Origin of the sequence: Idiomarina sp., from assembly GCF_019431395.1 — a bacterium.
Classification (GTDB): domain Bacteria; phylum Pseudomonadota; class Gammaproteobacteria; order Enterobacterales; family Alteromonadaceae; genus Idiomarina.
Genome location: NZ_CP080268.1, coordinates 805,184 through 829,576 on the forward strand (window position 1 = coordinate 805,184; position 24,393 = coordinate 829,576).

General features: G+C 48.1%; 27 protein-coding genes and 1 pseudogene. 22 read left to right on the plus strand and 6 right to left on the minus strand.

What is annotated here, in order from left to right; all coding sequences use genetic code 11:
• Positions 1 to 41: 41 nt before the first annotated feature.
• Entirely contained in the window at positions 42 to 899 is an 858-nt protein-coding gene (locus KZ771_RS03945; RefSeq protein ID WP_133538537.1) for a DMT family transporter, read from the minus strand.
• Positions 900 to 1,101: 202 nt separating this feature from the next.
• Between KZ771_RS03945 and thrS the strand changes: the two genes are divergently transcribed.
• The 7 genes and pseudogenes from thrS to KZ771_RS03980 all read left to right on the plus strand — a co-directional run bounded on the left by thrS (position 1,102) and on the right by KZ771_RS03980 (position 8,052).
• Positions 1,102 to 3,015, plus strand: coding sequence for a threonine--tRNA ligase (gene thrS, locus KZ771_RS03950; protein WP_290654423.1), 1,914 nt, complete (start codon positions 1,102 to 1,104; stop codon positions 3,013 to 3,015).
• A gap of 22 nt (positions 3,016 to 3,037) precedes the next feature.
• Positions 3,038 to 3,583: a translation initiation factor IF-3 gene (infC, locus tag KZ771_RS03955; RefSeq protein ID WP_133538535.1), complete on the plus strand. Its 546-nt coding sequence runs from the start codon at positions 3,038 to 3,040 to the stop codon at positions 3,581 to 3,583.
• A gap of 74 nt (positions 3,584 to 3,657) precedes the next feature.
• On the plus strand, positions 3,658 to 3,855 hold the full coding sequence (gene rpmI / locus KZ771_RS03960) for a 50S ribosomal protein L35 (protein WP_053953836.1): 198 nt from the start codon (positions 3,658 to 3,660) through the stop codon (positions 3,853 to 3,855).
• A 14-nt stretch (positions 3,856 to 3,869) separates the two neighbouring features.
• Positions 3,870 to 4,223 carry a 50S ribosomal protein L20 gene (rplT, locus tag KZ771_RS03965; RefSeq protein ID WP_053953835.1) on the plus strand — a complete coding sequence of 118 codons (354 nt, stop codon included), beginning with the start codon at positions 3,870 to 3,872 and terminating at the stop codon, positions 4,221 to 4,223.
• Between the two features lie 133 nt (positions 4,224 to 4,356).
• Complete coding sequence (gene pheS, locus KZ771_RS03970; protein WP_133538534.1) at positions 4,357 to 5,337, plus strand: phenylalanine--tRNA ligase subunit alpha; 981 nt, start codon at positions 4,357 to 4,359, stop codon at positions 5,335 to 5,337.
• Between the two features lie 27 nt (positions 5,338 to 5,364).
• A pseudogene (gene pheT, locus KZ771_RS03975) lies at positions 5,365 to 7,752 on the plus strand (phenylalanine--tRNA ligase subunit beta).
• Positions 7,753 to 7,755: 3 nt separating this feature from the next.
• Positions 7,756 to 8,052, plus strand: coding sequence for an integration host factor subunit alpha (locus tag KZ771_RS03980; RefSeq protein WP_290654424.1), 297 nt, complete (start codon positions 7,756 to 7,758; stop codon positions 8,050 to 8,052).
• A 44-nt stretch (positions 8,053 to 8,096) separates the two neighbouring features.
• Here KZ771_RS03980 and KZ771_RS03985 read toward each other — a convergent pair whose 3' ends face one another.
• From KZ771_RS03985 to KZ771_RS03995, 3 genes are all read right to left on the minus strand, one after another.
• Complete coding sequence (locus tag KZ771_RS03985; protein ID WP_290654425.1) at positions 8,097 to 8,792, minus strand: ChrR family anti-sigma-E factor; 696 nt, start codon at positions 8,790 to 8,792, stop codon at positions 8,097 to 8,099.
• Positions 8,785 to 9,405, minus strand: coding sequence for a sigma-70 family RNA polymerase sigma factor (locus KZ771_RS03990; RefSeq protein ID WP_290654426.1), 621 nt, complete (start codon positions 9,403 to 9,405; stop codon positions 8,785 to 8,787). Before KZ771_RS03990 ends, KZ771_RS03985 begins: the two co-directional genes overlap by 8 nt.
• Positions 9,406 to 9,495: 90 nt before the next feature.
• Positions 9,496 to 10,074 (minus strand): LON peptidase substrate-binding domain-containing protein, encoded by a 579-nt coding sequence (locus tag KZ771_RS03995; protein WP_290654427.1) that lies wholly within the window; start codon positions 10,072 to 10,074, stop codon positions 9,496 to 9,498.
• Between the two features lie 154 nt (positions 10,075 to 10,228).
• Between KZ771_RS03995 and KZ771_RS04000 the strand changes: the two genes are divergently transcribed.
• The 11 genes from KZ771_RS04000 to KZ771_RS04050 all read left to right on the plus strand — a co-directional run bounded on the left by KZ771_RS04000 (position 10,229) and on the right by KZ771_RS04050 (position 18,982).
• A complete protein-coding gene (locus tag KZ771_RS04000; RefSeq protein ID WP_290654428.1) occupies positions 10,229 to 11,173 on the plus strand; it encodes a DUF523 and DUF1722 domain-containing protein in 945 nt (314 codons plus the stop codon).
• Between the two features lie 10 nt (positions 11,174 to 11,183).
• The gene (phrB, locus tag KZ771_RS04005) at positions 11,184 to 12,602 is read left to right on the plus strand and encodes a deoxyribodipyrimidine photo-lyase (protein WP_290654429.1); all 1,419 of its coding nucleotides are present in this window, start codon (positions 11,184 to 11,186) and stop codon (positions 12,600 to 12,602) included.
• Entirely contained in the window at positions 12,595 to 13,032 is a 438-nt protein-coding gene (locus tag KZ771_RS04010) for a nuclear transport factor 2 family protein (RefSeq protein WP_290654430.1), read from the plus strand. Before phrB ends, KZ771_RS04010 begins: the two co-directional genes overlap by 8 nt.
• The gene (locus tag KZ771_RS04015) at positions 13,029 to 13,757 is read left to right on the plus strand and encodes an SDR family NAD(P)-dependent oxidoreductase (RefSeq protein WP_290654431.1); all 729 of its coding nucleotides are present in this window, start codon (positions 13,029 to 13,031) and stop codon (positions 13,755 to 13,757) included. The genes KZ771_RS04010 and KZ771_RS04015 overlap by 4 nt, the downstream gene beginning before the upstream one ends.
• A gap of 17 nt (positions 13,758 to 13,774) precedes the next feature.
• On the plus strand, positions 13,775 to 15,067 hold the full coding sequence (locus tag KZ771_RS04020) for an FAD-dependent oxidoreductase (protein WP_290654432.1): 1,293 nt from the start codon (positions 13,775 to 13,777) through the stop codon (positions 15,065 to 15,067).
• Entirely contained in the window at positions 15,060 to 15,773 is a 714-nt protein-coding gene (locus KZ771_RS04025; protein WP_290654807.1) for a DUF1365 domain-containing protein, read from the plus strand. The genes KZ771_RS04020 and KZ771_RS04025 overlap by 8 nt, the downstream gene beginning before the upstream one ends.
• 60 nt (positions 15,774 to 15,833) lie before the next feature.
• Positions 15,834 to 17,072: a cyclopropane-fatty-acyl-phospholipid synthase family protein gene (locus KZ771_RS04030; protein WP_290571402.1), complete on the plus strand. Its 1,239-nt coding sequence runs from the start codon at positions 15,834 to 15,836 to the stop codon at positions 17,070 to 17,072.
• Entirely contained in the window at positions 17,065 to 17,574 is a 510-nt protein-coding gene (locus KZ771_RS04035) for a DUF2878 domain-containing protein (protein ID WP_290654433.1), read from the plus strand. The genes KZ771_RS04030 and KZ771_RS04035 overlap by 8 nt, the downstream gene beginning before the upstream one ends.
• A complete protein-coding gene (locus KZ771_RS04040; protein WP_290654434.1) occupies positions 17,571 to 18,110 on the plus strand; it encodes a chalcone isomerase family protein in 540 nt (179 codons plus the stop codon). Before KZ771_RS04035 ends, KZ771_RS04040 begins: the two co-directional genes overlap by 4 nt.
• On the plus strand, positions 18,107 to 18,643 hold the full coding sequence (locus tag KZ771_RS04045; protein WP_290654435.1) for a DUF3833 domain-containing protein: 537 nt from the start codon (positions 18,107 to 18,109) through the stop codon (positions 18,641 to 18,643). The genes KZ771_RS04040 and KZ771_RS04045 overlap by 4 nt, the downstream gene beginning before the upstream one ends.
• A gap of 87 nt (positions 18,644 to 18,730) precedes the next feature.
• Positions 18,731 to 18,982, plus strand: coding sequence for a DUF3912 family protein (locus KZ771_RS04050; protein WP_133538519.1), 252 nt, complete (start codon positions 18,731 to 18,733; stop codon positions 18,980 to 18,982).
• A 27-nt stretch (positions 18,983 to 19,009) separates the two neighbouring features.
• Here KZ771_RS04050 and KZ771_RS04055 read toward each other — a convergent pair whose 3' ends face one another.
• A complete protein-coding gene (locus tag KZ771_RS04055; protein WP_290571392.1) occupies positions 19,010 to 19,399 on the minus strand; it encodes a hypothetical protein in 390 nt (129 codons plus the stop codon).
• 159 nt (positions 19,400 to 19,558) lie between these two features.
• Here KZ771_RS04055 and KZ771_RS04060 point away from each other — a divergent pair, with 159 nt between their 5' ends.
• From KZ771_RS04060 to KZ771_RS04075, 4 genes are read left to right on the plus strand one after another with little or no spacing between them, the layout of a single operon-like run.
• Positions 19,559 to 20,317, plus strand: a complete 759-nt coding sequence (locus KZ771_RS04060) for a Nif3-like dinuclear metal center hexameric protein (RefSeq protein WP_290571390.1) — start codon at positions 19,559 to 19,561, stop codon at positions 20,315 to 20,317.
• Positions 20,314 to 21,114: a methyltransferase domain-containing protein gene (locus KZ771_RS04065; protein ID WP_290571388.1), complete on the plus strand. Its 801-nt coding sequence runs from the start codon at positions 20,314 to 20,316 to the stop codon at positions 21,112 to 21,114. The genes KZ771_RS04060 and KZ771_RS04065 overlap by 4 nt, the downstream gene beginning before the upstream one ends.
• Positions 21,111 to 21,965: a diacylglycerol kinase family protein gene (locus KZ771_RS04070; protein ID WP_290654436.1), complete on the plus strand. Its 855-nt coding sequence runs from the start codon at positions 21,111 to 21,113 to the stop codon at positions 21,963 to 21,965. Before KZ771_RS04065 ends, KZ771_RS04070 begins: the two co-directional genes overlap by 4 nt.
• On the plus strand, positions 21,962 to 22,846 hold the full coding sequence (locus KZ771_RS04075) for an NAD(P)-dependent oxidoreductase (protein WP_290654437.1): 885 nt from the start codon (positions 21,962 to 21,964) through the stop codon (positions 22,844 to 22,846). The genes KZ771_RS04070 and KZ771_RS04075 overlap by 4 nt, the downstream gene beginning before the upstream one ends.
• 142 nt (positions 22,847 to 22,988) lie before the next feature.
• Here the strand turns inward: KZ771_RS04075 and KZ771_RS04080 are convergent, their stop codons facing one another.
• The gene (locus tag KZ771_RS04080; protein ID WP_290571382.1) at positions 22,989 to 24,341 is read right to left on the minus strand and encodes a DUF1329 domain-containing protein; all 1,353 of its coding nucleotides are present in this window, start codon (positions 24,339 to 24,341) and stop codon (positions 22,989 to 22,991) included.
• Positions 24,342 to 24,393 lie beyond the last annotated feature (52 nt).

Consider the following 24,393-nt stretch of genomic DNA (forward strand, 5'->3'; position numbering starts at 1 on the left):
CCCAGCGAACGACACCCCTACGCTTTGCACGCCTACTCAAACTATAGGAAAAGAATCGCTATTCCAGCCAGTGAGATCAGTGCGCCGATGACCGAACGGGGCGTAATCTTTTGTTTTTTCAGCAAAGATATCGGGATTAAAAATAGCGGGGCGGTTGATAGCAAGGTTTGTGTTAGGCCCGGGTTGATATTAGCGATGGAAATCTGTTGTAGCCAAATCGCTAGGAAGGTCCCAAAAACGATGGCACCAAGTAAAGGAAGCGGATTAATCGAACGCAGCTGGCTAACAATAGCTCCGTAGGCTTTGCGCTGTGATAAGCCGACGATAATAGCCAATAATACCGAGCCTGCTGCTAAGCGCACAAAAGCGGCGTCAATGGCATTGACCGACTCGGTTTGCAGTACCGAAAATGCCATCACCAAGCCGCTGGCCTGGCAGACGGCCGCGCCACAGCCGAATAAAATACCGGCTAACGACAGTGCCGGCTGTTTGTCAGGGGCTTTTTCGGTCACTACAACCAATACGCCGCTTAAGGTAATGACTGCACCAGCGACTTCGATAGCGGTTAAGCCGTCAGCTAAAAATACCCAGGCCATAAACGCGGCTAGCGGCGGGGCAAGGTACTCTAAAAGCATCGCATGCCAGGGGCCAAGCCGTCGTAACGCGGCAAAATGGCAGCTATCGCCAATGGTGATGCCGATAACGCCGCTTAACGCCAGTAACCAAAGGCCACTGGTTAGCGTTAACGAGTTGCCCAGCAGCAAGCTGACGATTAATAATAACGGTGTCGCAATAACACCTTTAACCAGGTTCATTTGCAGTGGCGAGAAATGGCTGCCTGCGCGGTGATAGAGCACCGTTGCTACTGCCCAAAAGCTAGCGGCCAATAATGCCGCCATTTGACCTATCGTCTCTGATATCAAAACAGGCTCTGAGGTTGCTCAAATGTAAGCGGTCGATTATAGTAGCGTCTTGCGTTCGATGGTACCGAACGCCCAATATTTCGTAAGGTTTTTTGCACACTTATAACAGCGTTGCATTGAGCCAAAATAGAGCACGTGGCACTTGGTAGGTGTCACCACTGGTTGCAAAGGAAGTTTCATGCCTGTAATTACTCTCCCTGACGGAAGTCAACGCGAATTTGATAAACCCGTTTCAATTTATGATATCGCTATGGATATCGGGCCTGGTCTGGCGAAAGCGACGGTAGCAGGCCGCATCGACGGCGAGTTGGCCGATGCCTGCGATATGATTGAACACGACGCGAAAGTCGAGATCGTAACGCCTAAAGATGAGGACGGTGTACATATTATCCGCCACTCGTGTGCACATTTGATGGGCCACGCGGTTAAGCAACTGTGGCCGGATGCGAAAATGGCGATTGGTCCGGTTATCGACAATGGCTTTTATTACGATATCGACGTTGACCACACCTTCACCCAGGAAGATCTGGAGAAGATCGAAAAGCGGATGAAGGAGTTGGCTAAAACTGACTATAAAGTGATTAAGAAAAACGTCAGCTGGAAAGAAGCGCGTGAGACCTTTGTTGACCGCCACGAACCCTACAAAATAGAGATCCTGGACGAGAATATCCCAACCGATTCTTATCCTGCGCTTTATCATCACGAAGAATATATCGATATGTGTCGCGGCCCGCATGTGCCTAGCATGAAGTTCTGCGAACACTTTAAAGTGATGAAAATGGCCGGTGCCTATTGGCGCGGTGATTCCGACAATAAAATGCTGCAACGGCTATACGGCACGGCATGGTCGGATAAAAAGCAGCTAAAAGCCTACCTAAAGCGTTTAGAAGAAGCGGAAAAGCGCGATCACCGTAAAATTGGCAAAAACCAGGACCTGTTCCACTGGCAGGAAGAAGCGCCGGGCATGGTTTTCTGGCATCACAATGGCTGGACCATTTTCCGTGAGTTAGAAGAGTATGTGCGTGAAAAACTGCGTGAATACGATTACCAGGAAGTAAAAGGTCCGATGATGATGGACCGTGTGCTTTGGGAGAAATCCGGTCACTGGGAGAAATTCTCTGACTTGATGTTTACCACGGCATCTGAGAACCGGGAGTACGCGGTTAAGCCGATGAACTGTCCGGGTCACGTGCAGATCTTTAACCAGGGTCTAAAATCTTACCGCGACTTGCCACTGCGCATGGCTGAGTTTGGCTCTTGTCACCGTAATGAGCCATCAGGTGCCTTGCATGGCTTGATGCGTGTACGCGGCTTTACCCAGGATGATGCGCACGTATTTTGTACCGAAGATCAGGTGCAGCCGGAAGTAGCAGCCTGTATCAAAATGGTTTATGAAACCTATGAAACTTTCGGTTTTGACAAGATTGACGTGAAGCTGTCGACACGTCCGGAAAAACGCTTAGGCGACGATGCTACCTGGGATCGCAGCGAAAAAGCATTGGCGGATGCGTTAAAAGCGCACGATATTGATTTTGATTATTTACCGGGTGAGGGCGCGTTTTATGGTCCTAAGATTGAATTTACCCTGTTTGACTGTTTAGGTCGTGCCTGGCAGTGTGGCACTATCCAGCTGGACTTTGCACTGCCGGGGCGCTTAGGCGCAACCTATGTAGGCGAAGATAACGAGCGCCATACGCCGGTGATGATTCACCGCGCAATTTTAGGCTCGCTGGAACGTTTCATGGGTATTCTAATCGAAGAATACGCAGGTCACTTCCCGCTTTGGCTGGCGCCGACGCAGGTTGTTTTAATGAATATCACGGATAATCAGAGCGATTATGTTAAAAACGTGGTAAAATCTTTGAATGAAAAGGGAATTCGTGCCTCAGCCGACTTGAGAAATGAGAAGATTGGCTTTAAAATCCGAGAGCATACTCTTAAACGAGTTCCTTATTTACTGGTTGTCGGCGATAAAGAAGTCGAAGCTGGTGAGGTTGCGGTTCGTACCCGTGGCGGTGAAGACCTGGGTAAAATGCCTTTGGAAGACTTCATTGCTAAAGTTGAAGACGAAGTACGTACACGCAAAATTTAATAATTACTTGGAGGAATAAACCATTAAAGGCGGAAAAAGAACTCAAAAAGCTGCAGATAAAAACCGTATCAATGACCAAATTACCGGCGTTGATGAAGTTCGCTTAATCGGTACCGATGGTGAACAAGCAGGTGTCGTCAGTATTAACGAGGCTCTTGACGCAGCAGCGGAAGCTGGTGTCGATTTGGTGGAGATGAGCCCTAACGCGGAACCACCGGTCTGCCGCTTGATGGATTACGGCAAGTTCCTCTTTGAGAAGAGCAAAGAACAAAAAGAGCAAAAGAAAAAGCAGAAACAGATTCAGGTTAAGGAAGTTAAGTTCCGACCTGGCACTGATGAGGGCGACTACCAGGTAAAACTGCGCAACCTGCGTCGCTTCCTCGAGGGAGGTGACAAAACTAAAGTCACTATCCGTTTCCGTGGCCGGGAAATGGCACACCAAGAGTTGGGTATTGAATTGCTAAACCGTGTAAAAGCGGATTTAGAAGAAATCTCAACTGTTGAGTCGTTCCCTAGAAGGGCTGAAGGTCGCCAGATGATTATGGTTCTGGCGCCATCTAAGAAGTGATCGTGGTCTACAAGTAGGCAGCTTGGCTGTCTCACCCTTTCACACTTTCAATCAACAATGCGGAGTTTAATTTCATGCCAAAAATGAAATCAAACAAAGGCGCTTCTAAGCGCTTTAAAAAGACTGCTTCAGGCGGTTATAAGTGCAAGCAATCTCACTTGCGTCACATTCTGACTAAAAAAACTCCTAAGCGTAAGCGTCAGCTGCGTGCTAAGAGCATGGTCCACGAAGCGGACATTAAATTAGTCGATCGTATGTTACCGTACGCATAAGGGGAGATTAGCAAATGGCACGAGTAAAACGTGGTGTAATCGCGAGAGCGCGTCACAAGAAAGTCCTGAAGCAGGCGAAAGGTTATTATGGTGCTCGTAGTCGCGTTTATCGCGTCGCGGTACAGGCAGTCACTAAAGCAGGTCAATATGCATACCGTGACCGTCGCAACAAGAAACGTCAATTCCGTCAACTGTGGATTGTTCGTATCAACGCTGCGGCACGTCAAAACGGTTTGTCTTACAGCCGCTTTATCAACGGCCTGAAAAAAGCATCAGTAGAAATCGATCGCAAGATCCTTGCTGATATCGCAGTTCACGATCAAAACGGCTTTGCTGCTTTGGTTGAGAAAGCGAAAGGCGCACTGTAATAACGACTTTTTAAGTTCGTTTAAACAGATTTCAAAGGGAGCCAATTGGCTCCCTTTTTTGATCGTTTTTCTGCTAGAATAGCGCCTTTAAAATTTTTGCTTTGTAAGCATGTCGTGAGTGTTGAGGGAAACAATGCAATTACAAGAAATCGTTGCACAAGCCGAAGCGGCTATCGCCAATGCGGATAATCCGCAGGCGCTGGACGACGTTCGTGTTCAGTACATGGGTAAAAAAGGCCAGTTAACTGATTTGTTAAAGGGCTTAGGAAAACTTGACCCGTCCGAGCGTCGCGAAGCGGGGCAGAAAATTAACGAAGCTAAGCAACAGGTGCAAAGCAGTATTAATGCACGTAAAGAGCTGCTGAAAGCCGAAGAGTTGAAAGCCAAGTTAGAAGCAGAACGTTTAGACGTGAGTCTACCTGGCCGTGACAGCGCTGTAGGCGGTGTACACCCGGTAACGCAAACGATTCGTCGGATAGAGCAGTTCTTTGGTGACCTGGGCTTTAGTGTTAAAGAAGGCCCCGAAGTCGAAGACGGTTTTCATAACTTCGATGCGCTGAACATTCCGGCTAACCATCCGGCGCGTGCCGATCACGATACTTTCTATTTTACTCCCTCAACGATGCTGCGTACGCAGACGTCGGGCGTTCAAATTCGTACCATGGAAGTTGAGAAGCCGCCTTTACGTATTATTTCGCCAGGCCGCGTTTACCGTAATGATTACGATCAGACTCATACGCCAATGTTCCATCAGGTCGAGGGTTTGATGGTCGATACCGACGTGTCGTTTACTCAGCTTAAAGGCATTTTAGAAGATTTCCTCACTCACTTTTTTGAAGAGTCATTGCAAGTGCGTTTCCGCCCTTCGTATTTTCCGTTTACCGAGCCCTCGGCAGAAGTCGATGTGATGGGTAAAGACGGTAAATGGTTAGAAGTACTGGGTTGCGGAATGGTGCACCCCAATGTGTTGAAAGCGGTTGGCATTGATCCGGAAAAATACACCGGCTTTGCCTTTGGTATGGGCGTTGAGCGTCTAACCATGTTGCGTTATGGCGTAACCGATCTGCGCGCGTTTTTCGAAAACGACTTACGTTTCTTAAAACAATTCAACTAATTACAGTATTTTAAGGGCATTGGCATCATGAAATTAAGTGAACAGTGGTTACGCGAGTGGGTTAATCCGGCCGTAGACAGCAATGAATTAAGTGAACAGCTCAGCATGGCGGGTCTGGAAGTTGACGGTGTTGAACCTGTCGCCGCAGAATTCCATACCGTCGTTGTCGGTGAAGTCGTTGAATGCGGTCCGCATCCCGACGCTGACAAGCTGCAAGTCACTAAAGTTAATACCAACGACGGTGAGCTTTTAGATATTGTTTGCGGCGCACCCAACTGTCGCCAGGGCATTAAAGTGGTGGTCGCAAAAGTCGGCGCTGTTTTACCCGGTGATTTTAAAATCAAAAAAGCCAAACTGCGCGGACATCCGTCGCACGGCATGCTTTGCTCATTTAAAGAGCTGGGCTTAATTGATGATCACGACGGTATTATTGAATTACCGCAAGACGCTCCCGTCGGTACCGATTATCGCGAATACCTCGGTTTAGACGATCACAGCATCGATATCGATCTAACGCCTAACCGCGGTGATTGCTTAAGTGTTCGTGGTATTGCCCGTGAACTTGGCGTGTTAAACCGTCTGGACGTCAATGAGCCGGAAATTAATGACGTAGCAGCTAAAATTGACGAGCAAAAGGCGATTCATCTAGATGCGCCGGCGCAATGCCCGCGCTACTTAGGTCGTGTGGTTAAAGGCATTGATGTGTCACGTCCAACGCCTATTTGGATGAGTGAAAAACTACGTCGTAGTGGTATTCGCAGTATTGATCCGGTGGTGGATATTACCAACTACGTATTGCTTGAGTTGGGCCACCCAATGCATGCGTTTGACTTAGATACGTTGCAAGGCGATATTCACGTGCGCCTGGCGGCGGCCAAAGAGAAACTGACGTTACTCGATGACGAAGAGGTTGAGCTTGATGACGATGTTCTGGTTATTGCTGATGAGCAAAAAGCCTTAGCAATGGCGGGTGTCTACGGTGGTAAAAATAGTGGTGTGACCGTCGAAAGCAAAAACATTTTCTTAGAAAGCGCGTTTTTTGCGCCTGATGCCATTTTAGGTAAAGCTCGTCGTTTTGGTCTGCATACGGATGCGTCACATCGTTATGAGCGCGGTGTGGATCCACAATTGCAACGCAAAGCAATGGAGCGTGCAACACAGTTATTGCTGGATATTTGTGGTGGCGAAGCCGGGCCGATTACTGAAGCAGTTTCTGAGCAACATCTGCCAGCGCGCGCTAAGGTGACATTACGCAGTGTGCGTTTGACCAAAGTGCTGGGCGTACACATCGCCGATGAAGAAGTCACAGAGATTCTTCAGCGTCTGGGTCTGGAAGTGACCTACAACAATGGCGAGTGGCAGGTTCAGGTGCCTTCTTATCGTTTTGATATTGCGATTGAAGAAGATCTTATTGAAGAAGTCGCGCGAGTATACGGCTACAACGCGATTCAGGCGGCTGCACCAGCGGCACAACTGCGAATGACCGACCGCAAAGAGGCCGCAGTAAGTCGTCATACGTTAACCAATGCCTTGGTCGAGCGCGGTTATCAAGAAGCGATTACCTATAGCTTTGTTGACCCTAAACACCAAGCCATGTTGTTTAACGAAACGGCTGCGTTAACCTTACCACATCCGATTTCTATCGAAATGTCCTCAATGCGCGTTAGCCTGTGGCCGGGTTTAGCGGCTGCGGTTGCGCACAACCAAAAGCGTCAACAGGCAGTTTTAGCTTTTGTCGAAACGGGACTACGTTTTATTCCTGATGAAACCGCGGAGAATGGCGTGCGTCAGGAGCCGGTCTTAGGCGGTATTCGAGCCGGCAAAGCTCACACGGAGCACTGGTCTGAAGGTGAACGAGCGGTTGATTTTTACGATGTTAAAGGCGATGTCGAGGCCTTGCTGCAAAAAACCGGCGAGGCGCATTTATTCCGTTTTGTCGCTGACCAGCATGATGCGTTGCATCCGGGCCAGTCGGCTGCTATCTATAAAGGTGAACGTAAAGTTGGCTTTATTGGCGCATTGCACCCGCAACACGAAAAAGCGCTTGGTTTAAACCAACGTGCATTTGTGTTCGAAATTGAGCTTGATGCCATTGCGGTTCGACGCATTCCGGTGGCTCAGCCGTTTCTCGTTATCCGAGCATTCGACGCGACCTGGCGATTGTTTTAGATGAGCAAATTGCGGCAGGTGAAGTGTTAGCTGCGTTGGAAAATGTTGGCGTAAAACAGTTAGTTGGTCTAAACTTATTTTGATGTTTACCAAGGCGAGAATCTGGCGCAAGGTAAACGCAGTCTGGCGTTGAGTATCACGTTACAGGATACTGATAAGACGCTGGAAGAGGCCGAAGTTAACGAGCTTATTGAACAGTTTGTAACGACGCTAAAAGACGAGTTTAATGCAACCTTGAGGGATTAAACCATGGCGCTGACTAAAGCAGAATTGGCGGAAATGCTCTTTGAAAAGCACGGCATAAATAAGCAGGATGCAAAAACGCTGGTAGAGAACTTTTTCGAGGAGATACGTTCTGTTTTAGAAGCCGGTGACCAAGTGAAGTTGTCAGGTTTTGGTAACTTCGAATTGCGTACCAAAAGCCAACGACCCGGCCGCAATCCAAAAACGGGTGAAGATATTCCTATTAAGGCACGGCGGGTGGTTACGTTTAAACCCGGTCAAAAGTTCAAAAGCCGTGTAGAAAACGCAAAACCCGAGGATTAACCTCGGGTTTTTTTATTTCTGCTTAAGCAAAGAGTAAGCGTTGTTTACGCAGACGCTCTAAAAAACAAACTACTAAATGGGTTTAGCAAGCGACTGATGCCCGAGGTAAAGTAGAGTGGGGCGTCTAAGGTCGCCAATGTTAAACAATCTTGCGCCGTTGTTTGAGGCGTATGCGTACGTTCCGCATCCAGCAAGATAAAGTCGCCATTGTAGTAAACGTCTTTCTCGTCGTTAAATACACCATCGACCACTAGCGTTGCTTCCTGACCTTTATGCGTATGCTCAGGTACCTGCGTGCCGGGCTCCATGTAGATGAGGTTAGTATGGCCCTGGTCACCCACATCGATGGGAGCGCGCCATAACTTGCCTACAAGGTTGGTCCAGTCGCCGATACGTTGGCGGTTGTGTGCCAGTGTTCGAGGCAATACAAAACGCCGTCCCTCCAGACAAATCAGTTCATCAGGTTGCACTGACGGCTTAGTCTCGGAGGCAAAGATCTTCTCAAGTATGCTATCGGTTTCGGTTTTACTTAAACCACTATAGCCATGTGATGGCTTGCTCAACGTATCCACCACTGTGTCTAAATGCTTGTGACACAAGTCGTGTTCTATCTCACAAACGGTTTGCTGACAAACCGAGCACATATCAACATGGGTGCCAACCACTAATGTCATAGCCGCACTCAAGTCACCTGACGCGTACTGATACAGGATAGCTTCGCTAGGATGGGATTTAATCATGTTCTACAATCAGCTCTTTTAACTTTTTCAATGCCAGTCGGGTACGAGACTTCACAGTACCTAACGGAATGCCTAACGAATCCGATACTTCTTGCTGTGACTTGCCTTCGATGTAAATTTTTTCAACCACCACCCGTTGTGGGTCAGGTAATTGAGCGTAGTAATGGGCGATTTCTTGCATTAGTACATCATTATCTAAGGCATAACCGTCATCCAAATTATCATTCTGTTCAGCAAGGATAGGCCAAAGTTCGTCGGCACTGATATCGTCCTTGCGTTTTTTATTTTTACGTAACAAATCGAAACGAATGTTGCGCGCGATCGTGAAGATCCAAGTGGACGGGGAACCGCGGTCTGGTTTAAACAAATGTGCTTTATGCCAGACATTAGTCATCGTTTCTTGTACCAAATCCATCGCGGTTTGCTCATTGCCAAACTGACGTGTGCCATAGGCCTGCAGCTTAGGAGCAAAATGGCTAAACAACTCACTAAATGCAGCTCTGCTACGAGTCTCTGCTACTTTAGCAAGAAGCTCAGCTGCCTTCTCGGCAGTGTCTTGTTGGGTTGTATTCATAACGCCCCGTTGCGAAGTTCTCTCTGACATCACTTGCATAATTAGACCTGCATATTTTTGTTGCGTGTTGTCTTACTATGAACGTAATCCTGTAGTCACTGGATCACCAAAGTCAGAAAAAAATGGTAACTACGAGACTAATTGTAGCAGATATTCAGAAACCTCAAGAGGATTATCTGCCTTTATAAGTTGTTGTTTGGCGTGCACGTCCAGCGGCAATATCTCAAGCCAGCGTTGGCATAGCCAGCTAAGCTCGTCAAACCGCTCGTCCTGGTACAGGTTCGCCAGTTCCGGGTAGACCTGAAAGATCTCTTCCAGCCGCTCTTTTAGAACAATTTTGTCTGAAGAAAGCGCTTTATTTGGCCAGGCAGGCAGGCGCTCAACGTGACCCAGGTTTAAACCATCACTTTCGACGTGGTGGTCGTGTATATGAACCCGGTCTTTACCTTCAACGGTAATGCCTAAAAAGCCATCATCCAGCATTTCAAAATCGATGATCTGGACCGCCGTCCCGAACGGCAAAATATAATTTTCAGCTTCTTTACTCTGGTTTGGGTCAAACATACAAATGGCGAAGTCGGATTGCTCCGACATACAGCGTTTCACCAGACGGGTATAACGTGGCTCGAAAATGCGCAAGCGTAAACGACCTTCCGGCAGCACATGAGCTGTCAAAGGAAATAGCGGTAGTTCTTCGTACTGCGTCATATTACCTAACTGCCATTGTTTTGATTGAGTTGTAAAGTGTTACGCAATGCACAATTAGTTGGATCTGAATAATTTGTTAATCGGCAAACTTTTCTTCACTGTAATACGTTATAAAGGACAGGTTTATTGGAGCAGTAAATACTGGACGTAACTGATGAATACAAAAAAATTAACCGTGGGTATTAGCGCCTGTTTATTAGGCGATGAAGTGCGTTTTGATGGCGGCCATAAACGTTCGGCCTTTTGCGATGACGAATTGTCGCGTCATGTCGAGTTTGTACGTTTTTGCCCTGAAGTTGGGATCGGCTTACCGATTCCACGGCCAACCATCCGTCTGGAAAAGCACGATAACGACGTCCATGCGGTAATTCCGAAAACGGGTGCCAACGTTACCCAGAAGTTAAGCGATTTTGCGGATAAAATTCAACTCAAAGCACAACAGTTGAGCGGTTACGTGCTGTGCGCAAAGTCACCGAGTTGCGGCATGGAGCGGGTAAAACTCTATGACCCGGATACAGGACATGCCCAAAAAGAGGCGATGGGTATTTTTGCTGCGCGTTTGCGCGAGCTTAATCCGGCATTGCCGCTGGAAGAAGACGGCCGGCTCAACGACCCGCACTTGCGTGAAAACTTTATCCTGCGCGTATGGGTTTATGGTCATTGGCAAGCGTTGCCAAAGCCGCTAACCAAGAAAGCACTACTGGATTTTCATACCCGCTGTAAGCTGCTGCTTTTAGCGCATGATCAGCCGGCTTATCGCGAGCTTGGTAAACGTTTGGGTGAGGCTGAAAAAATAGACGAAGCCTTCGCTCAACAGTACATTATTGACGTAATGCAGGCACTGTCGGAGCCTGCTTCTAAGCGCAACCATACTAATACGTTGCAGCATATTCAGGGCTATTTTAAAGGCCAGCTTAGCGCACAACAAAAACAGGAATTGTCAGAGATGATATTGCAGTATCACGATGGCATCTTGCCGATTATGGCGCCGCTGACGTTAATCCGCCATTATTTGCGCGAGTTTCCCAACGACTATCTAGCCCAGCAGTGGTATATCCAGCCATACCCTGAAGATTTAAAGCTACGTTACGGACTGTAAAGGAGTCATTATGGCAGCATTGGTATGGTTTCGTAATGACTTGCGAATTCAGGATAATCCGGCGTTAGCGCAAGCCTGTTCGGAGCACGACAAAGTTTACGCACTATATCTATTTCCCAAAACAACCTTTGTCGATACGCATTTTTGGTCACCCCGGAAAACCGATTTGCTATGGCGTCACCTGCAGCAATTTCAGCAAGATTTAGCGGCAAGCGGGGTATTACTAAAAGTTAAGTGTCATGATACATTTTCTCAATCAGGCTCTATTATTTCTGGTTTCTGCGCTAAAAATGGAATTAACGAAGTCTATTTTAACGCCGAATACCCGGTCCATGAGGCGCGTCGTGATAAGGCTGTTGAAGTTGCTTTAAAACATCACAATGTCACGACAATAATAAAGCACGGATTATTATTGGTTCCGCCGGGTCAGGCGAAAACCCAGCAGGGCGATTACTACAAAGTGTTTACGCCGTTTAATAAAGCCTGGCGCAAGGTATTAGCAGAGCATACCGATTGGCAACTGACTCAACCAACAGCAAAGCAAACAACGGTTAGCGTTACGCCACAAATCCCGGACTGTCCTGCACCTTGCACCGACACCAGTAGCGATTGGCCTGTGGGCGAGCAGAGCGTACTGAGTAAGTTTGGTCAGTTTGTCGGTCATAGCCTCGCTGACTACCACGAGCAGCGCGACCAACCTGCTATCGAGGGCACGTCAAAACTGTCGGCTTACCTTGAGCTTGGCGTGGTGTCGCCTAAAACGCTGGCACGTAATCTACAGTCGCTTTCGCCGTCTTTTCCTCACGGCTTAGAAAAGGGCGCAGATACTTGGCTAACTGAACTCGCGTGGCGCGAATTTTACCAACACCTGATGTTTTTTGAACCGCGCCTGAGCCGTGGCGAAAATTATCAGAAGCAAACCCAGGGCTTGCCTTGGCGTGATGCTGAAGGTGATTTTAAACGATGGTGTGAGGGACGTACGGGTTATCCGATTGTCGACGCGGGTATGCGGCAGCTTAATCAGACCGGCTGGATGCATAATCGATTGCGCATGATTACGGCAAACTTTTTGGTTAAAGATCTGCTTATCGATTGGCGCAAAGGCGAACAGTATTTTATGCAAAACCTGATCGATGGCAGCTTTCCTGCGAATAACGGTGGCTGGCAGTGGAGTGCATCGGTAGGTACTGATGCGGTGCCTTATTTCCGAGTGTTTAATCCGATTCGCCAAAGCGAGAAGTTTGATCCCGACGGTAGCTACATCCGTAAATGGATAGACGAGTTAAAAGATGTTCCGACCAAACACATTCATTGGCCGCATCCTTGGTTAAAGCAGCGCAATCAACAGGATTATGCCGCACCTATCGTGGACCATAGTGCTGCTAGGGAACGGTTTTTAACAACTTTTAAGCAGGTGAAAAATGGATAACCAAGAATTAGTCGATAAGTTGAAGTCGTTTTATGACGAGTTTAAAACAGACAATCTGGACCAGCTGGATGACTTATATCACGACAACGCCAGCTTAACCGACCCCATTCATCAGGTGGTGGGTCTGGATGATCTTAAAAAGTATTTCGAACACACCATGGAAAACGTGGAATACTGCCATTTTGCCTTTGACGATGAATGTGTCGGCGAAGACAAAGCCTTTTTACTGTGGCAGATGCGTTTTGCCCATCCCAAACTGGGTAATGGCATGGAGATCGTGCTGCCGGGCGTCTCATACTTAAAGTTTGAGGACGGAAAAATTCGCGAACAGCAAGATCATTATGACTTAGGCGCGATGTTATACGAGCACGTGCCCTTAGTAGGCTATGTGATCGACAAAATCAAAAACCGATTAGTGACGGACTCATGAATATATTAATAACAGGGGCCACCTCCGGGATCGGCTATCAACTGGCGCAAGATTATGCCAAACAAGGGCATACGGTGATTGCTTGCGGACGCAATCAAGAGGCATTGGATGAGTTAGCCGATATTGATCGGGATAATATCAAAACACTGCGCTTCGACATTACTAATATCGAAAACACAAAACAGGCACTTGCCGATATCGAACGTGTCGACTTAGCCATTTTAAGTGCTGGTATGTGTGAATACCTCGACGTAAAACAGTTTGATGCCGGTATGTTTGAGCGCGTATTTCGTGTAAACGTGTTTGGCACCATGAATACTGTGGAAGCATTGTTGCCGATCATGCCTGAGGGCAGTAAGTTGGTCATTGTCGGTAGCCTGGCACGGCTATTGCCATTTACCAAAGCACAGGCATATGGTGGTTCGAAAGCCGCTATTGAATATATTACCCGCACCTTAGAAGTCGATTTAAAAGAAGCCTATGGCATTGACGTACTTGGCGTGTCGCCGGGTTTTGTAAAAACACCCATGACTGACGCCAATGATTTTGAAATGCCAATGCGGGTGAGTGTCGAATTTGCCTCCAAGGCTATTCGCAAGGGTATTGAAAAAGGCAAACGGGATATTGGTTTTCCCGCGTTATTTAGTGGCATGTTACGGGTTATGTCGTTGTTGCCGCAAGGAATGCAAATCGCCTTATCACGGCGTATGGCAAAGAACTCTTAGCAAGGAAAACTGAGCGAATGAAAATTGCAGTTGTTGGTAGTGGTATCGCGGGCCTGACCGCGGCGTATTATTTGAGTAAAAAGCACGACGTTACGGTTTTTGAAAAGAACGATTACATCGGCGGTCACACTGCCACCGTCGATATTAAGGTTGGCAACCAGACAGTGCCCGTTGATACTGGCTTTATCGTATTTAACGATAAAACCTATCCGCGCTTTAAACGCCTGTTGCGTGAATTGCAGGTTAACTGGCGTGACACAGAAATGAGCTTTAGTGTTACTGACCCACGTTCGGGTCTTGAATACAATGGCCATACTCTCAACACCTTGTTTGCGCAGCGCAGCAATCTGCTGAAGCCGCGCTTTTACAAATTGTTGAGCGGTATCGTTAAGTTTAATAACGCCGCTAAGGCCGCGCTAGAGAACGGCGAAGACGTTGATCAGAAAACACTGGGTGAATTTTTAGGCGAGCTTAAGGTGTCAGACGACGTTGCGCGTCTATATTTGCTACCCATGATCTCGGCAATTTGGTCGTCCAGCATCGAGGATGCAGAGCAGTTTCCGTTAGGCTTCTTCTTGCGGTTTTTCAAAAATCACGGCTTGCTCAATATTGCCGACCGTCCGCAGTGGCATACCATTAACGGTGGCTCCAAGTCATATATCCCGGCACTAACTAAACCTTATGCCGAGCGTCTTCATCTGTCGACCGAAATTAGCCAAGTCATTCGCCAGCAAGCGCAGGTGCAGATTAAATTTAGCGATGGTAAAAGCGAATATTTTGATGAAGTCGTGATTGCTGCGCACAGTGATCAGGCACTGCGGCTATTGGGTGATGCCAGTGATGATGAGCAGGAGATACTCGGCGCTATCGATTATCAGCCCAATGACGTTGTGCTGCACACTGACACCCGACTACTACCGAAAAAACGGCTGGCCTGGGCAAGTTGGAATTACTTGCTGCGCACGGAGGGTGACGCGGCGAGCAAACCCAGTTCAGTTACTTACAACATGAATATTCTGCAGGGTTTGCGTACCGAGCAGACATTGTGCGTTACGCTTAATAATACTGCAGCGATTGATCCGGCAAAGGTTATTCGCCGGTTTAGTTACGATCATCCGCAATATTCGATTCCGTCGCTACGTGCACGTGAACAAAGAGATAAGATTTGTGGTCAAAGACATACGCATTATTGTGGTGCGTACTGGTATAACGGTTTTCACGAGGATGGTGTTCGCAGTGCCATCGACGTGGTTAATCGTATTGACCCCAGTTTAGCGATCAATAACGAGTACGAAGATGGCGTTGAGTAGCGGTATCTACTGGGGCGATGTGTTTCATCAACGCTATCGCCCCACGCAACACACCTTTAACTACCGCTTTATGCAGTGGTTTATTGCACTGGATGAGCTAGAGCAAGCTCACAGCGAGTCGCGTTGGTTTTCGACTAAAGGTTTTGCGCCACTTTGGTTTAGGCGCAAAGACTACCTGAAGGACGAAGCCGGCGATTTACAGCAGGCGGCATTAAGTAAAATGTCTAAGCTTGCCGGGCAGACGTTGCAGGGGCGAGTGTTTTTTATGGGCAACATTCGTACATTCGGGCTGTTTTTCAGTCCGGTTAACTTTTATTTCCTGCAACAAGATGGTGAGTACACCATGATGTTAGCTGAAGTTAGTAACACGCCTTGGTTAGAACGCCATTATTATTTGGTGGATCTCGCCAAACCAGACGCAACCACGCAAAAAGCGTTTCACGTTTCACCTTTTAACCCGCTGGATATGACCTACCGCTGGAAGATAACTCCACCGCAAGACGACTGTTTTATACAACTTGCGGCAGAGACCGAGCAAAAAGACTTTGTCGCCGGTATGAAATTATCGCGTTCGCCGTTAAACGGAGAACAGATTAAGCGCGTAATTAAAACAACACCGGTGATGGCAGCAAAAATTATCGGCGGTATTTACTGGCAGGCGCTTAAGCTGTTTGTAAAACGCACACCATTTTATGGCCATCCCTAAACAATTTATTTAAAACGATACGTGTTTTAACACGAGCAGTTATACAAGAGGAAAAAAACCATGGCAAATGGTGAAAGTGCGCTAGCGGCACCTTTTGAATTTAAAGGCATGGACAAGTTATTTCGCGGCCTGGCGATGAAAATACTGAGCCATCTGCAGTACGGTACGCTGGTTTTAACAGAACAAGGGTGCATGGTTGCCCAGTTTGGTCAAAAACATAGCGACCTGCGTGCGGAGATCGACGTTAAAAAGCCGGGCTTTTACCGTGGACTGTTAGTGGGTGGCAGTATTGGCGCTGCTGAACTTTACATCGATAAAACCTGGGATACCAACGACCTAACCGCGGTCATTCAGATCTTTGCCCGCAATTTACCGGCTTTAGATAAGCTTGAGTCACGTATTGCCTGGCTAAGCTTTCCAATTAATAAGATTAATCATTGGGCCAATCGCAATCACAAGCAACAAGCAAAAAAGAATATTTCCGCGCACTACGACTTGGGTAATGAACTGTATAAACGGTTTTTAGATCCGCACATGCAGTATTCGAGCGCGTTGTTTTTGTCAGAAGACGACAGCTTGCAGCAAGCGCAGGAGCAAAAACTTGATCGTTTGTGTCGTGAGTTGGATCTGCAGCCCACCGATAGCCTGTTAGAAATTGGTACCGGGTGGGGTGGCTTGGCTATTTATGCCGCAAAACACTATGGCTGCCACGTGACCACCACGACCATTTCTGAAGAGCAATATCAGTATGCTCAGCAACGGGTAAAAGCCGAAGGTCTGGAAAACCGTATTACTCTGTTGAAAGAGGATTATCGGGACCTAACCGGTCAGTATGACAAGCTGGTATCAGTCGAAATGATAGAGGCTGTTGGTAAACAATATTTACCGACGTTTTTTAAGACCTGTAACGACAGGTTGAAGCCGGGTGGCATCATGGCATTACAGGCAATAACCATAGCCGATCAGCGCTATAACAGTTATTCACGCTCGGTGGATTTTATTCAAAAACATATATTCCCGGGTGGCTTTTTGCCATCGATACAGCTTATGTCGCAGTTATACAAGACGCAAACTCAGATGGTTGTTCGTAACGTTCAGGATATGGGTAAGAGTTACGCCGAAACCCTTAAGCGTTGGCAAATAGCCTTTAACAGCAAGCGTGCTGAGCTGGAGCCATTGGGCTATGACGAGCGCTTCTCGCGCTTGTGGAATTACTATTTTAGTTATTGCCAGGGCGGATTTTTAGAAGAGTCCGTTTCTGTTGTTCAGTTAACAGCGAGTAAAGGGCGTTATGAGTGATTCATTGAAGCACAAGATTGCCGCATTTGTCATCTTTAATGTGTTGTGGATGTCCGCGGTTGCAGGACGAGCGGATTACATTTGGCTGACCGCTGCTTTGGTTGTTGTGCAAATTGTTTACAGCTTATTTGTCGCCAAAATCCGGTTACGGCTTATTTTACAACTGCTGGCGGTCGGACTTTTACTCGAAGCTATAGCGACGGGGCTGGGCACCATAGACTTTACTGGCGGTTTGTTCCCGCTATGGCTGGCGTTCTTATGGGTCGGCTTTGCTGCAATGGCACCGCTGTCGTTAGACTGGCTTGCCGAAAAACCGGCAATAGCGGCGTTGGCGGGAGCTATATCCGGCCCTTTCAGTTACTGGGTTGGCGTCAGTTTTGGTGCCGGCACCAGTGATTCGGTTATTCAGCTGGTAGTGACCTATGCCATTGTCTGGGCGTTGTTTATGTTGTTTTTTTGTCGTGCGCTGAAAGCCGGTGACAACGAGAGGTTAGTGTTATGAACAAACTCCTTAATGTAAGTTTTGTAGTTGGCTTGATGTCTGTTTTGAGTCCGTCATTAGCGCTTGCAAGTCAATGCGATGTTGCGGTGCCGGATGAGCAAACGAAGGTGGGTGAAACTCGTTTAAGTGTGCTGTTTTGGGACGTTTACGATGCCCGCTTGTTTACGACCAATGGCGACTTTGACTGGCAGCAAAGAAAACAGCAGCGCAAAACATTGGTGTTAGATTATCTACGCGACATCAAGGTCGCGGACTTGGTTGATAAGACAGCCGAAGAATGGCAACGCCTCGGATTTGATCACCAAGAGCAGCAACAGTGGTTAGATACGCTTAACCAAATTTGGCCCAATATAAAAGAAGGGGATTGTCTGGCGTTGGTTGAAAACGAAGACGGTCATGCAGATTTTTACCAAGGCGATAAGTTGCTGGGAACGATCGAAAATTCCACCTTTACCGAACAGTTTTTAGCGATTTGGTTATCGCCCGAGTCGCGCTATGAAGACGAGCGTGATGAGCTAACAGGAGCATCCTCATGAGTCAGTTATTCAAACGTTTTGCTGTTATTTTTGTTACCGCGCTCGGGCTTACCGCATGCTCTACTAGTATCGAAGACTATCAGGGGCGTGAACCCAAGTTGCAACTGGAAGAGTTTTTCAATGGTGAACTGGTTGCCTACGGAACGGTGCAAGATTATTCGGATGATGTTATTCAACGCTTTCGGGTCGAGATGGTCGGCACCTGGGATGGCAACGAAGGCACTCTGGACGAACAGTTCTATTACGCTGACGGCAGCACTCAGGAACGGATATGGAAACTAACCAAAACCGGTCCCAATACCTATGAAGGCCGTGCAAGCGATGTCGAGGGCGTAGCGGTTGGTACTACAGCAGGTAATGCACTTAACTGGCAATACGTGCTTAACGTGACCATGGAAGACGGTAGCACGATGGCATTGAGCCTGGATGACTGGATGTACTTGATCGACGAAGACAACATGATCAACCGCACCAAAATGTACAAACTCGGTATTCCAGTGGGTGAAATAACGCTCTATATCGGCAAACGCTAGGCCGACAAACGTTAAGATCCGCTGTTCACTGCCGATAACCTGAGTATAATGGCGCAGCAGTCTGTACCCAGAGGAATAGCAGAGAACATGAGCGGACCTACATTTTCTTATAACAACCCCAGAATTAACGGGCAAACCGTGTTTGTAAAACGCGGAGAACATGCGGGAAAGCTGGGTATTGTAAAAGAAGAGCTTAATGACGGGCGCTACCTTGTGAGCCAGGCAGACTTTGGTACTGAGAAAGTGTATCTAAAGCGTAATCAATTTCTGGTGTATCGCTACCGCAAAATTAAGGTCCCTATTGACAAGGTCGCCGGGAAAAATCCCGACGTCCTCTAGGTCGCGCCCAGGGCGCGACCTTTTGTATTAGGCTGTACCCCTCGGTAGACGACACTCGGTCGCATCTTGCTCGAGTTTTTGACGCCACAACTCTTTTGCCGTCAGGCCACCACTTGCTGATGACTTTTTAGCTGCCGACTTTTTCGCCGGAGCTTTTTTCGCGGCCGGTTTCTTAGCCGTTGAGGCTTTCGACGCTGGCTTCTTGCTCTCGGTTTTCTTCGCAGGTGCCTTTTTCTCTGCAGTCTTTCCGCCGGCTAAGGTTTTGGCTTCTTCCGCTAACTGCGCCAGGCGCACATTTTTGCCACCATCGACACTATACCAACCGTTACTTGCCTCGATAGTCGGCTTTTTACCATGCGCCTTCTTGTACGCTTCTTCGTACTCGGCAAGTACTTTATCTTTGTCCAGTTTGCTCATTCAACGATTCCTATTCGGTCTCAAATTAAATAACATTTTCGTGCAAAAATTACGCTACACCACTGTTTATACCGTTTTTTCGGATTATTGTCTAATTTCGGGTAGAATTTAGCGGATAACCGTATTAGATCGATACAACAACTATCGGGAGTTCGCCGTATGGCAGTAAATCGTGATGAATTAGTGGCCTATTTAAATCAGCAGTTGAACGCTGATAAAATCCGCGACTTTTGTCCTAATGGCCTTCAGGTCGAGGGCAGTGACCGTATTGAGCGTATTGTTTGCGGCGTTACTGCAAGTCAGGCACTTATTGAACATGCTGTTAGCTCAAACGCGGACGCACTGTTGGTTCATCATGGCTACTTTTGGAAGAATGAGCCCCAGGCTATTGTTGGTATGAAACAACGGCGCATTAAACGTTTACTGCAGCACGAGATTAACTTGTTAGCCTATCACTTGCCTTTAGATGTTCATCCGGATTGGGGCAATAACACGCAGCTTGCTAAACTCATGGATTGGCAGATTGAAGGACCCGCTGATGCGTATGATCCTGCTTGTGCGCTGGTTATTGGTCGTTGTGTTCCGCAATCAAGTGATGCAATGGCTGAGGAGTTAGCGCAACGATTACAACGGCCATTGACCTGTTATGTGCCGGTGGACCGTCAGATCACGCGGTTAGCATGGTGTACCGGCGGTGGGCAGGGCTTTATTGATCAAGCTGCGGCATTGGGTGTTGATGCGTTTATTACCGGCGAGGTATCGGAACAAACGGTTCACAGTGCCCGAGAGCAGGGTGTCGCCTTTTATGCTGCCGGACATCACGCTACCGAGCGATACGGCGCAAAGGCTTTGGGCGAGCACTTGCAACAGCAGTTTGATTTAGATGTCGAATTCATTGACGTGGATAACCCCGCGTGAGTCAGGCCAAAAATAAAAAGCACGGCCAGCCGAAAGCGCAGCGTGGTGACTTTACCGGGATCAGTAAAAAATTCGCCCGCAATATTTATGACAGTACCAAAGGCCGACTGCGCATGGCGGTGCTTAAGCGAGACCTGCTACCTTTAATTGACGGGCCTAAACGTACTGTTTTGGATGTTGGAGCAGGGCTGGGGCAGGTAAACGAATGGTTTTTGGCGCAAGGGCATCACCTCATTCACACCGATATATCGCTGGAAATGGTGCAAGAGGCTCAGCAACGGCACGAGCAACTCAGTTTAGGGCGTTTTGCGCAATACATTGCTGCACCGCTTAACGAGTTACCGAGTCAATTGCCCGGACAACAGTTCAGCTTGATTTTATGCCATGCCATGCTCGAGTGGGTAGAGGATGGACAACAGGCAATCCGGCAATTATCAGAGCTACTGAAGCCCGGCGGGGTGCTGTCGTTGATGTTTTATAATCGTAATGCACAACTGATGGCAAATGCGGTATATGGTAACTTTGATTACATTGCTCGCGGCTTAAAAGTAAAGAAAACCGTGCGTTTGAGCCCGCAAACGCCGCATGATCCTGAGCAAGTTTTAAGCTGGTTAAAGCAGACCGGCCTGAACGTAACACAACAAACCGGTGTGCGCTGTTTTCATGATTATTTGCGCGATATCGAAGATCAGCAGCGTTTTGACGAGCTACTGGAGCTGGAACTTAAATACAATCAGCAATCGCCGTTTAAAGAATTAGGTCGTTACCAACACTGGCTGATCGAGAAGCCCGTATGACGATCTTGTTAATCGAACATGGCGCCAGTCGACGCGCTCGACATTGGCAGCCCCGATATCAAAACTGGTTGCAGCAGCAAGGGCATGATGTGCTAACGCTTAAGACGCAGGCTGATGAAACCATTGATATATTAAATCTGCACCGCTTGCTGGAGCGCGCTAACGAGGTGATTTTGCTGGCCGGAGACGGCACGGCTCACTGGTTAGTTAACCAATTAACCGAGGAGCAAGCTCAGCGTTTATTAATTTCTGTCATTCCCTGTGGCACCGGTAACGACTTTGCCCGCGATATTGGTCTTTATAGCGCCGATTGGAGAATGCAGCCAGAGGAGTTACTGAGTCAACGACAACTGGACATAGCCGAAATTAACGGCATACGTTTTTTGAATGCTGCGAGTGATGGCTTGCCGGTAGATTTAATACGACAACAATCGGCGGGTATGAAACGCTGGCTGGGCAAATTTAGTTACCTCACAGGCGTGCTTGGCTGGTGGTTGCGATATCGTTATACGGGTCAATCTACGCCTGTGTTAAGCTCGGTGTTAGTTGGCCGTTACCTTGGCGGCGGAATACAACTGGCACCCACAGCCAAACGGCGGGATGGTCAATTAACGCAGGTTGTTGTTGCGGCTGCGTCAAAGCGAAAATTACTCGGTGTGTTATGGTCGGTATTACGTGGCAAACATATGCGCCACCCCTTGGTTAAAGTAACCCGCGATAACGAATTTACGTTTACTGCATCGGCTTTGGAAATTGATGGCGAGCTTTACCCGTTGCCGAATGCCGGCAAAGCCACCACTCTCAAGAGCTTTATTAAAGTCAGAGTACCTAGTAAGGAGATACAACCATGAAGTGTACGTTTATCGGACTTGGCGTGATGGGTTACCCCATGGCGCGGCATTTACAACATGCCGGTTTTGACGTTTGTGTGTATAACCGCACAGCCAGCAAAGCTGAACAATGGGTTAGCGAGTATCAGGGACGAATGGGTACAACTCCTGCGGAGGCTGCAAAAGACAGCGATTTTGTTATGGTTTGCGTGGGCAACGATGATGACGTGCGCAGCGTATTTTATGGCGATGATGGCTTGTTAGCGCAATTAAAGCCGGGCGCTGTTGTTATTGACCATACTACCGCGTCAGCGGAGTTGGCCAAAGAGCTGGATCAAGCTGTTCGTGAGAAAGAAGGTGCGTTTTTGGATGCGCCTGTTTCCGGCGGCCAGGCGGGTGCGGAAAATGGTGTTATGACGACCATGGTCGGTGGTGAGCAGGAAACCTTTGATAAAGCGCAACAGGTATTGGAGTGTTATGCCAAGACTCGGGTATTGATGGGCCCGGCCGGCAGCGGTCAACTCGCTAAAATGGTTAATCAAATATGTATTGCTAATGCGGTTCAGGGGGTAGCAGAGGGCTTGCATCTGGCGCGTAAAGTGGGTCTGGACCCGGATAAATTAGTCGAAGCAGTGAGTGCCGGTTCAGCCGGTTCCTGGCAGTTGGTCAATCGCTACCGTACCATGTGGGATCAAGAGTACGAACATGGCTTTGCGGTCGACTGGATGCGCAAAGACTTGGGTATTGCTTTAAAAGAAGCTCAGCGCCGAGGTGCAGCTTTACCAGTAACGGCATTGCTCGATCAGTTTTATGGCGAAGTTCAGGCCATGGGCGGAAGCCGTTGGGACACCTCAAGCCTGATGGCACGCCTGGACAAGCTAGCGGGTGATTGGAAGGATTAACACCTTACACCGCGCGAAGCGCCCAAACCGGCCGCAGTCCCCAAACCGCGCGAAGCGCCCAAACCAAGGGGTTAGGGCTTTGCCGGGATAGAAAAAAGGCCTCTTTCGAGGCCTTTTTTGGTTTGGTGTGGCTAAAGCCAAATTAACGAATACCCGCACGACGCAGGGCGTTAGTGCTGAAGTCTTCACGTTTGGGTTCGATATCCCAGTCCATGTAGTCTCGTTCTTCGTTACCTAAGCCAAGTGAGATGTAACGGCCTGAATCAAGGTCATATAACGTTTCAGCGGCCATCCACGGCACATTGACGTTATAAAACTGCGTATTCAGCGCTTCACCAACACGCCACAGTTCACCGCGGCCATCGTAATGGTCAACCAATGATGCTGTCCAAGTATCTTCATCTAAGTACAAAGTACGTTTAGAGTAGATATGGCGCTCGCCGTCTTTAAGTGTGCCTTCGACAACCCAAACACGGTGTTTTTCATAACGGATGAGGTCTTGGTTCATGTGACCGGCTTGGATAATATCTTTGTAATCAAGCTCAGGATCCATGATTTGGAAGTTGTTATACGGGATATAAACTTCTTCTTTACCTTTCAGCTCCCAGTTGTACTTATCCGGCGCACCGTTGTACATATCCAGGTTATCTGAGGTACGCAAGTCATCCGCAGCGGTACCCGGTCCATCGTAAGCAACGTTAGGTGCACGACGAACGCGGCGCTGACCGGCGTTGTAGATCCAAGCACGGCGACCTTCTTTTACCTGGTTAATGGTTTCGTGTACCAGCAACACCGTACCGGTTAAACGAGCAGGCGCTTCAACTTCTTGCAAGAAGTAAAACAGCACGTTGTCGTCATCGGCTTCGCGACCGGTTGCCAGGTACTCAGGGAACACCAAAGTTTCTTTTAGTTCAACCGGTACATAGTCACCATTGGACAGCACAGGGAATTGCGCCACATTACGTGTGACGGCACCACCCCGATAGCGAGTAATATGGTTCCATACTGCCTCGACACCATTCCCAGGGATCGGAAACGGCACCGTGGTAGTTGAATAATTTTGAATACCGTTACCACCAGCTACCAACTCCGCATTCTCAGCATTTTCCTGAATCTGCGGCCACAGGGCATCAGGGTAGGTCGCTGAACGACGCGTTTGGTACACATTCATTTTGTAACTTGGATACTTCTCGAACATCGCAATCTGACCAGGAGTCAGGTTTTCTTTGTACTGTTCGAGGTTGTCATGCGTGATTGTAAAAAGGATTTCGTCAGAGGCAAACGGATTGGTACCGCGAACTTCCTCAACACTTTCGTCGGTGTAACCACCGTCCCAGGCGGGGATAGAACCGTCTGCATTACCCGCTTTCTCGGCGCCTATTGGCGTTAAATCCTGGCCTAAGCGAGCCGCTTCTTCCGGACTGACTTTCGCGGCAACGCTAGCGGAGATGACCGAGAGGGCAAAAACACCAGCTTTGAGCATCAGTTTGTTCATTATAATTTTCCTTGTTGTTCTACTTTCGTACATCACTTTGCCAGAGGTTCGA

Coding starts and splice junctions, on each gene's coding strand:
- KZ771_RS04010 (WP_290654430.1), top strand. CDS start 12,595: ATGGATAACCAAGAATTAGTCGATAAGTTGAAGTCGTTTTATGACGAG.
- rpmI (WP_053953836.1), top strand. CDS start 3,658: ATGCCAAAAATGAAATCAAACAAAGGCGCTTCTAAGCGCTTTAAAAAG.
- KZ771_RS04000 (WP_290654428.1), top strand. CDS start 10,229: ATGAATACAAAAAAATTAACCGTGGGTATTAGCGCCTGTTTATTAGGC.
- KZ771_RS04055 (WP_290571392.1), bottom strand. CDS start 19,399: ATGAGCAAACTGGACAAAGATAAAGTACTTGCCGAGTACGAAGAAGCG.
- phrB (WP_290654429.1), top strand. CDS start 11,184: ATGGCAGCATTGGTATGGTTTCGTAATGACTTGCGAATTCAGGATAAT.
- KZ771_RS03945 (WP_133538537.1), bottom strand. CDS start 899: ATGGCGGCATTATTGGCCGCTAGCTTTTGGGCAGTAGCAACGGTGCTC.
- KZ771_RS04020 (WP_290654432.1), top strand. CDS start 13,775: ATGAAAATTGCAGTTGTTGGTAGTGGTATCGCGGGCCTGACCGCGGCG.
- KZ771_RS04080 (WP_290571382.1), bottom strand. CDS start 24,341: ATGAACAAACTGATGCTCAAAGCTGGTGTTTTTGCCCTCTCGGTCATC.
- pheS (WP_133538534.1), top strand. CDS start 4,357: ATGCAATTACAAGAAATCGTTGCACAAGCCGAAGCGGCTATCGCCAAT.
- KZ771_RS03985 (WP_290654425.1), bottom strand. CDS start 8,792: ATGATTAAATCCCATCCTAGCGAAGCTATCCTGTATCAGTACGCGTCA.
- rplT (WP_053953835.1), top strand. CDS start 3,870: ATGGCACGAGTAAAACGTGGTGTAATCGCGAGAGCGCGTCACAAGAAA.
- KZ771_RS04060 (WP_290571390.1), top strand. CDS start 19,559: ATGGCAGTAAATCGTGATGAATTAGTGGCCTATTTAAATCAGCAGTTG.
- KZ771_RS04030 (WP_290571402.1), top strand. CDS start 15,834: ATGGCAAATGGTGAAAGTGCGCTAGCGGCACCTTTTGAATTTAAAGGC.
- KZ771_RS04035 (WP_290654433.1), top strand. CDS start 17,065: ATGAGTGATTCATTGAAGCACAAGATTGCCGCATTTGTCATCTTTAAT.
- KZ771_RS04050 (WP_133538519.1), top strand. CDS start 18,731: ATGAGCGGACCTACATTTTCTTATAACAACCCCAGAATTAACGGGCAA.
- KZ771_RS03990 (WP_290654426.1), bottom strand. CDS start 9,405: ATGCAAGTGATGTCAGAGAGAACTTCGCAACGGGGCGTTATGAATACA.
- KZ771_RS03980 (WP_290654424.1), top strand. CDS start 7,756: ATGGCGCTGACTAAAGCAGAATTGGCGGAAATGCTCTTTGAAAAGCAC.
- thrS (WP_290654423.1), top strand. CDS start 1,102: ATGCCTGTAATTACTCTCCCTGACGGAAGTCAACGCGAATTTGATAAA.
- KZ771_RS04070 (WP_290654436.1), top strand. CDS start 21,111: ATGACGATCTTGTTAATCGAACATGGCGCCAGTCGACGCGCTCGACAT.
- KZ771_RS04075 (WP_290654437.1), top strand. CDS start 21,962: ATGAAGTGTACGTTTATCGGACTTGGCGTGATGGGTTACCCCATGGCG.
- KZ771_RS04015 (WP_290654431.1), top strand. CDS start 13,029: ATGAATATATTAATAACAGGGGCCACCTCCGGGATCGGCTATCAACTG.
- KZ771_RS04045 (WP_290654435.1), top strand. CDS start 18,107: ATGAGTCAGTTATTCAAACGTTTTGCTGTTATTTTTGTTACCGCGCTC.
- KZ771_RS03995 (WP_290654427.1), bottom strand. CDS start 10,074: ATGACGCAGTACGAAGAACTACCGCTATTTCCTTTGACAGCTCATGTG.
- KZ771_RS04040 (WP_290654434.1), top strand. CDS start 17,571: ATGAACAAACTCCTTAATGTAAGTTTTGTAGTTGGCTTGATGTCTGTT.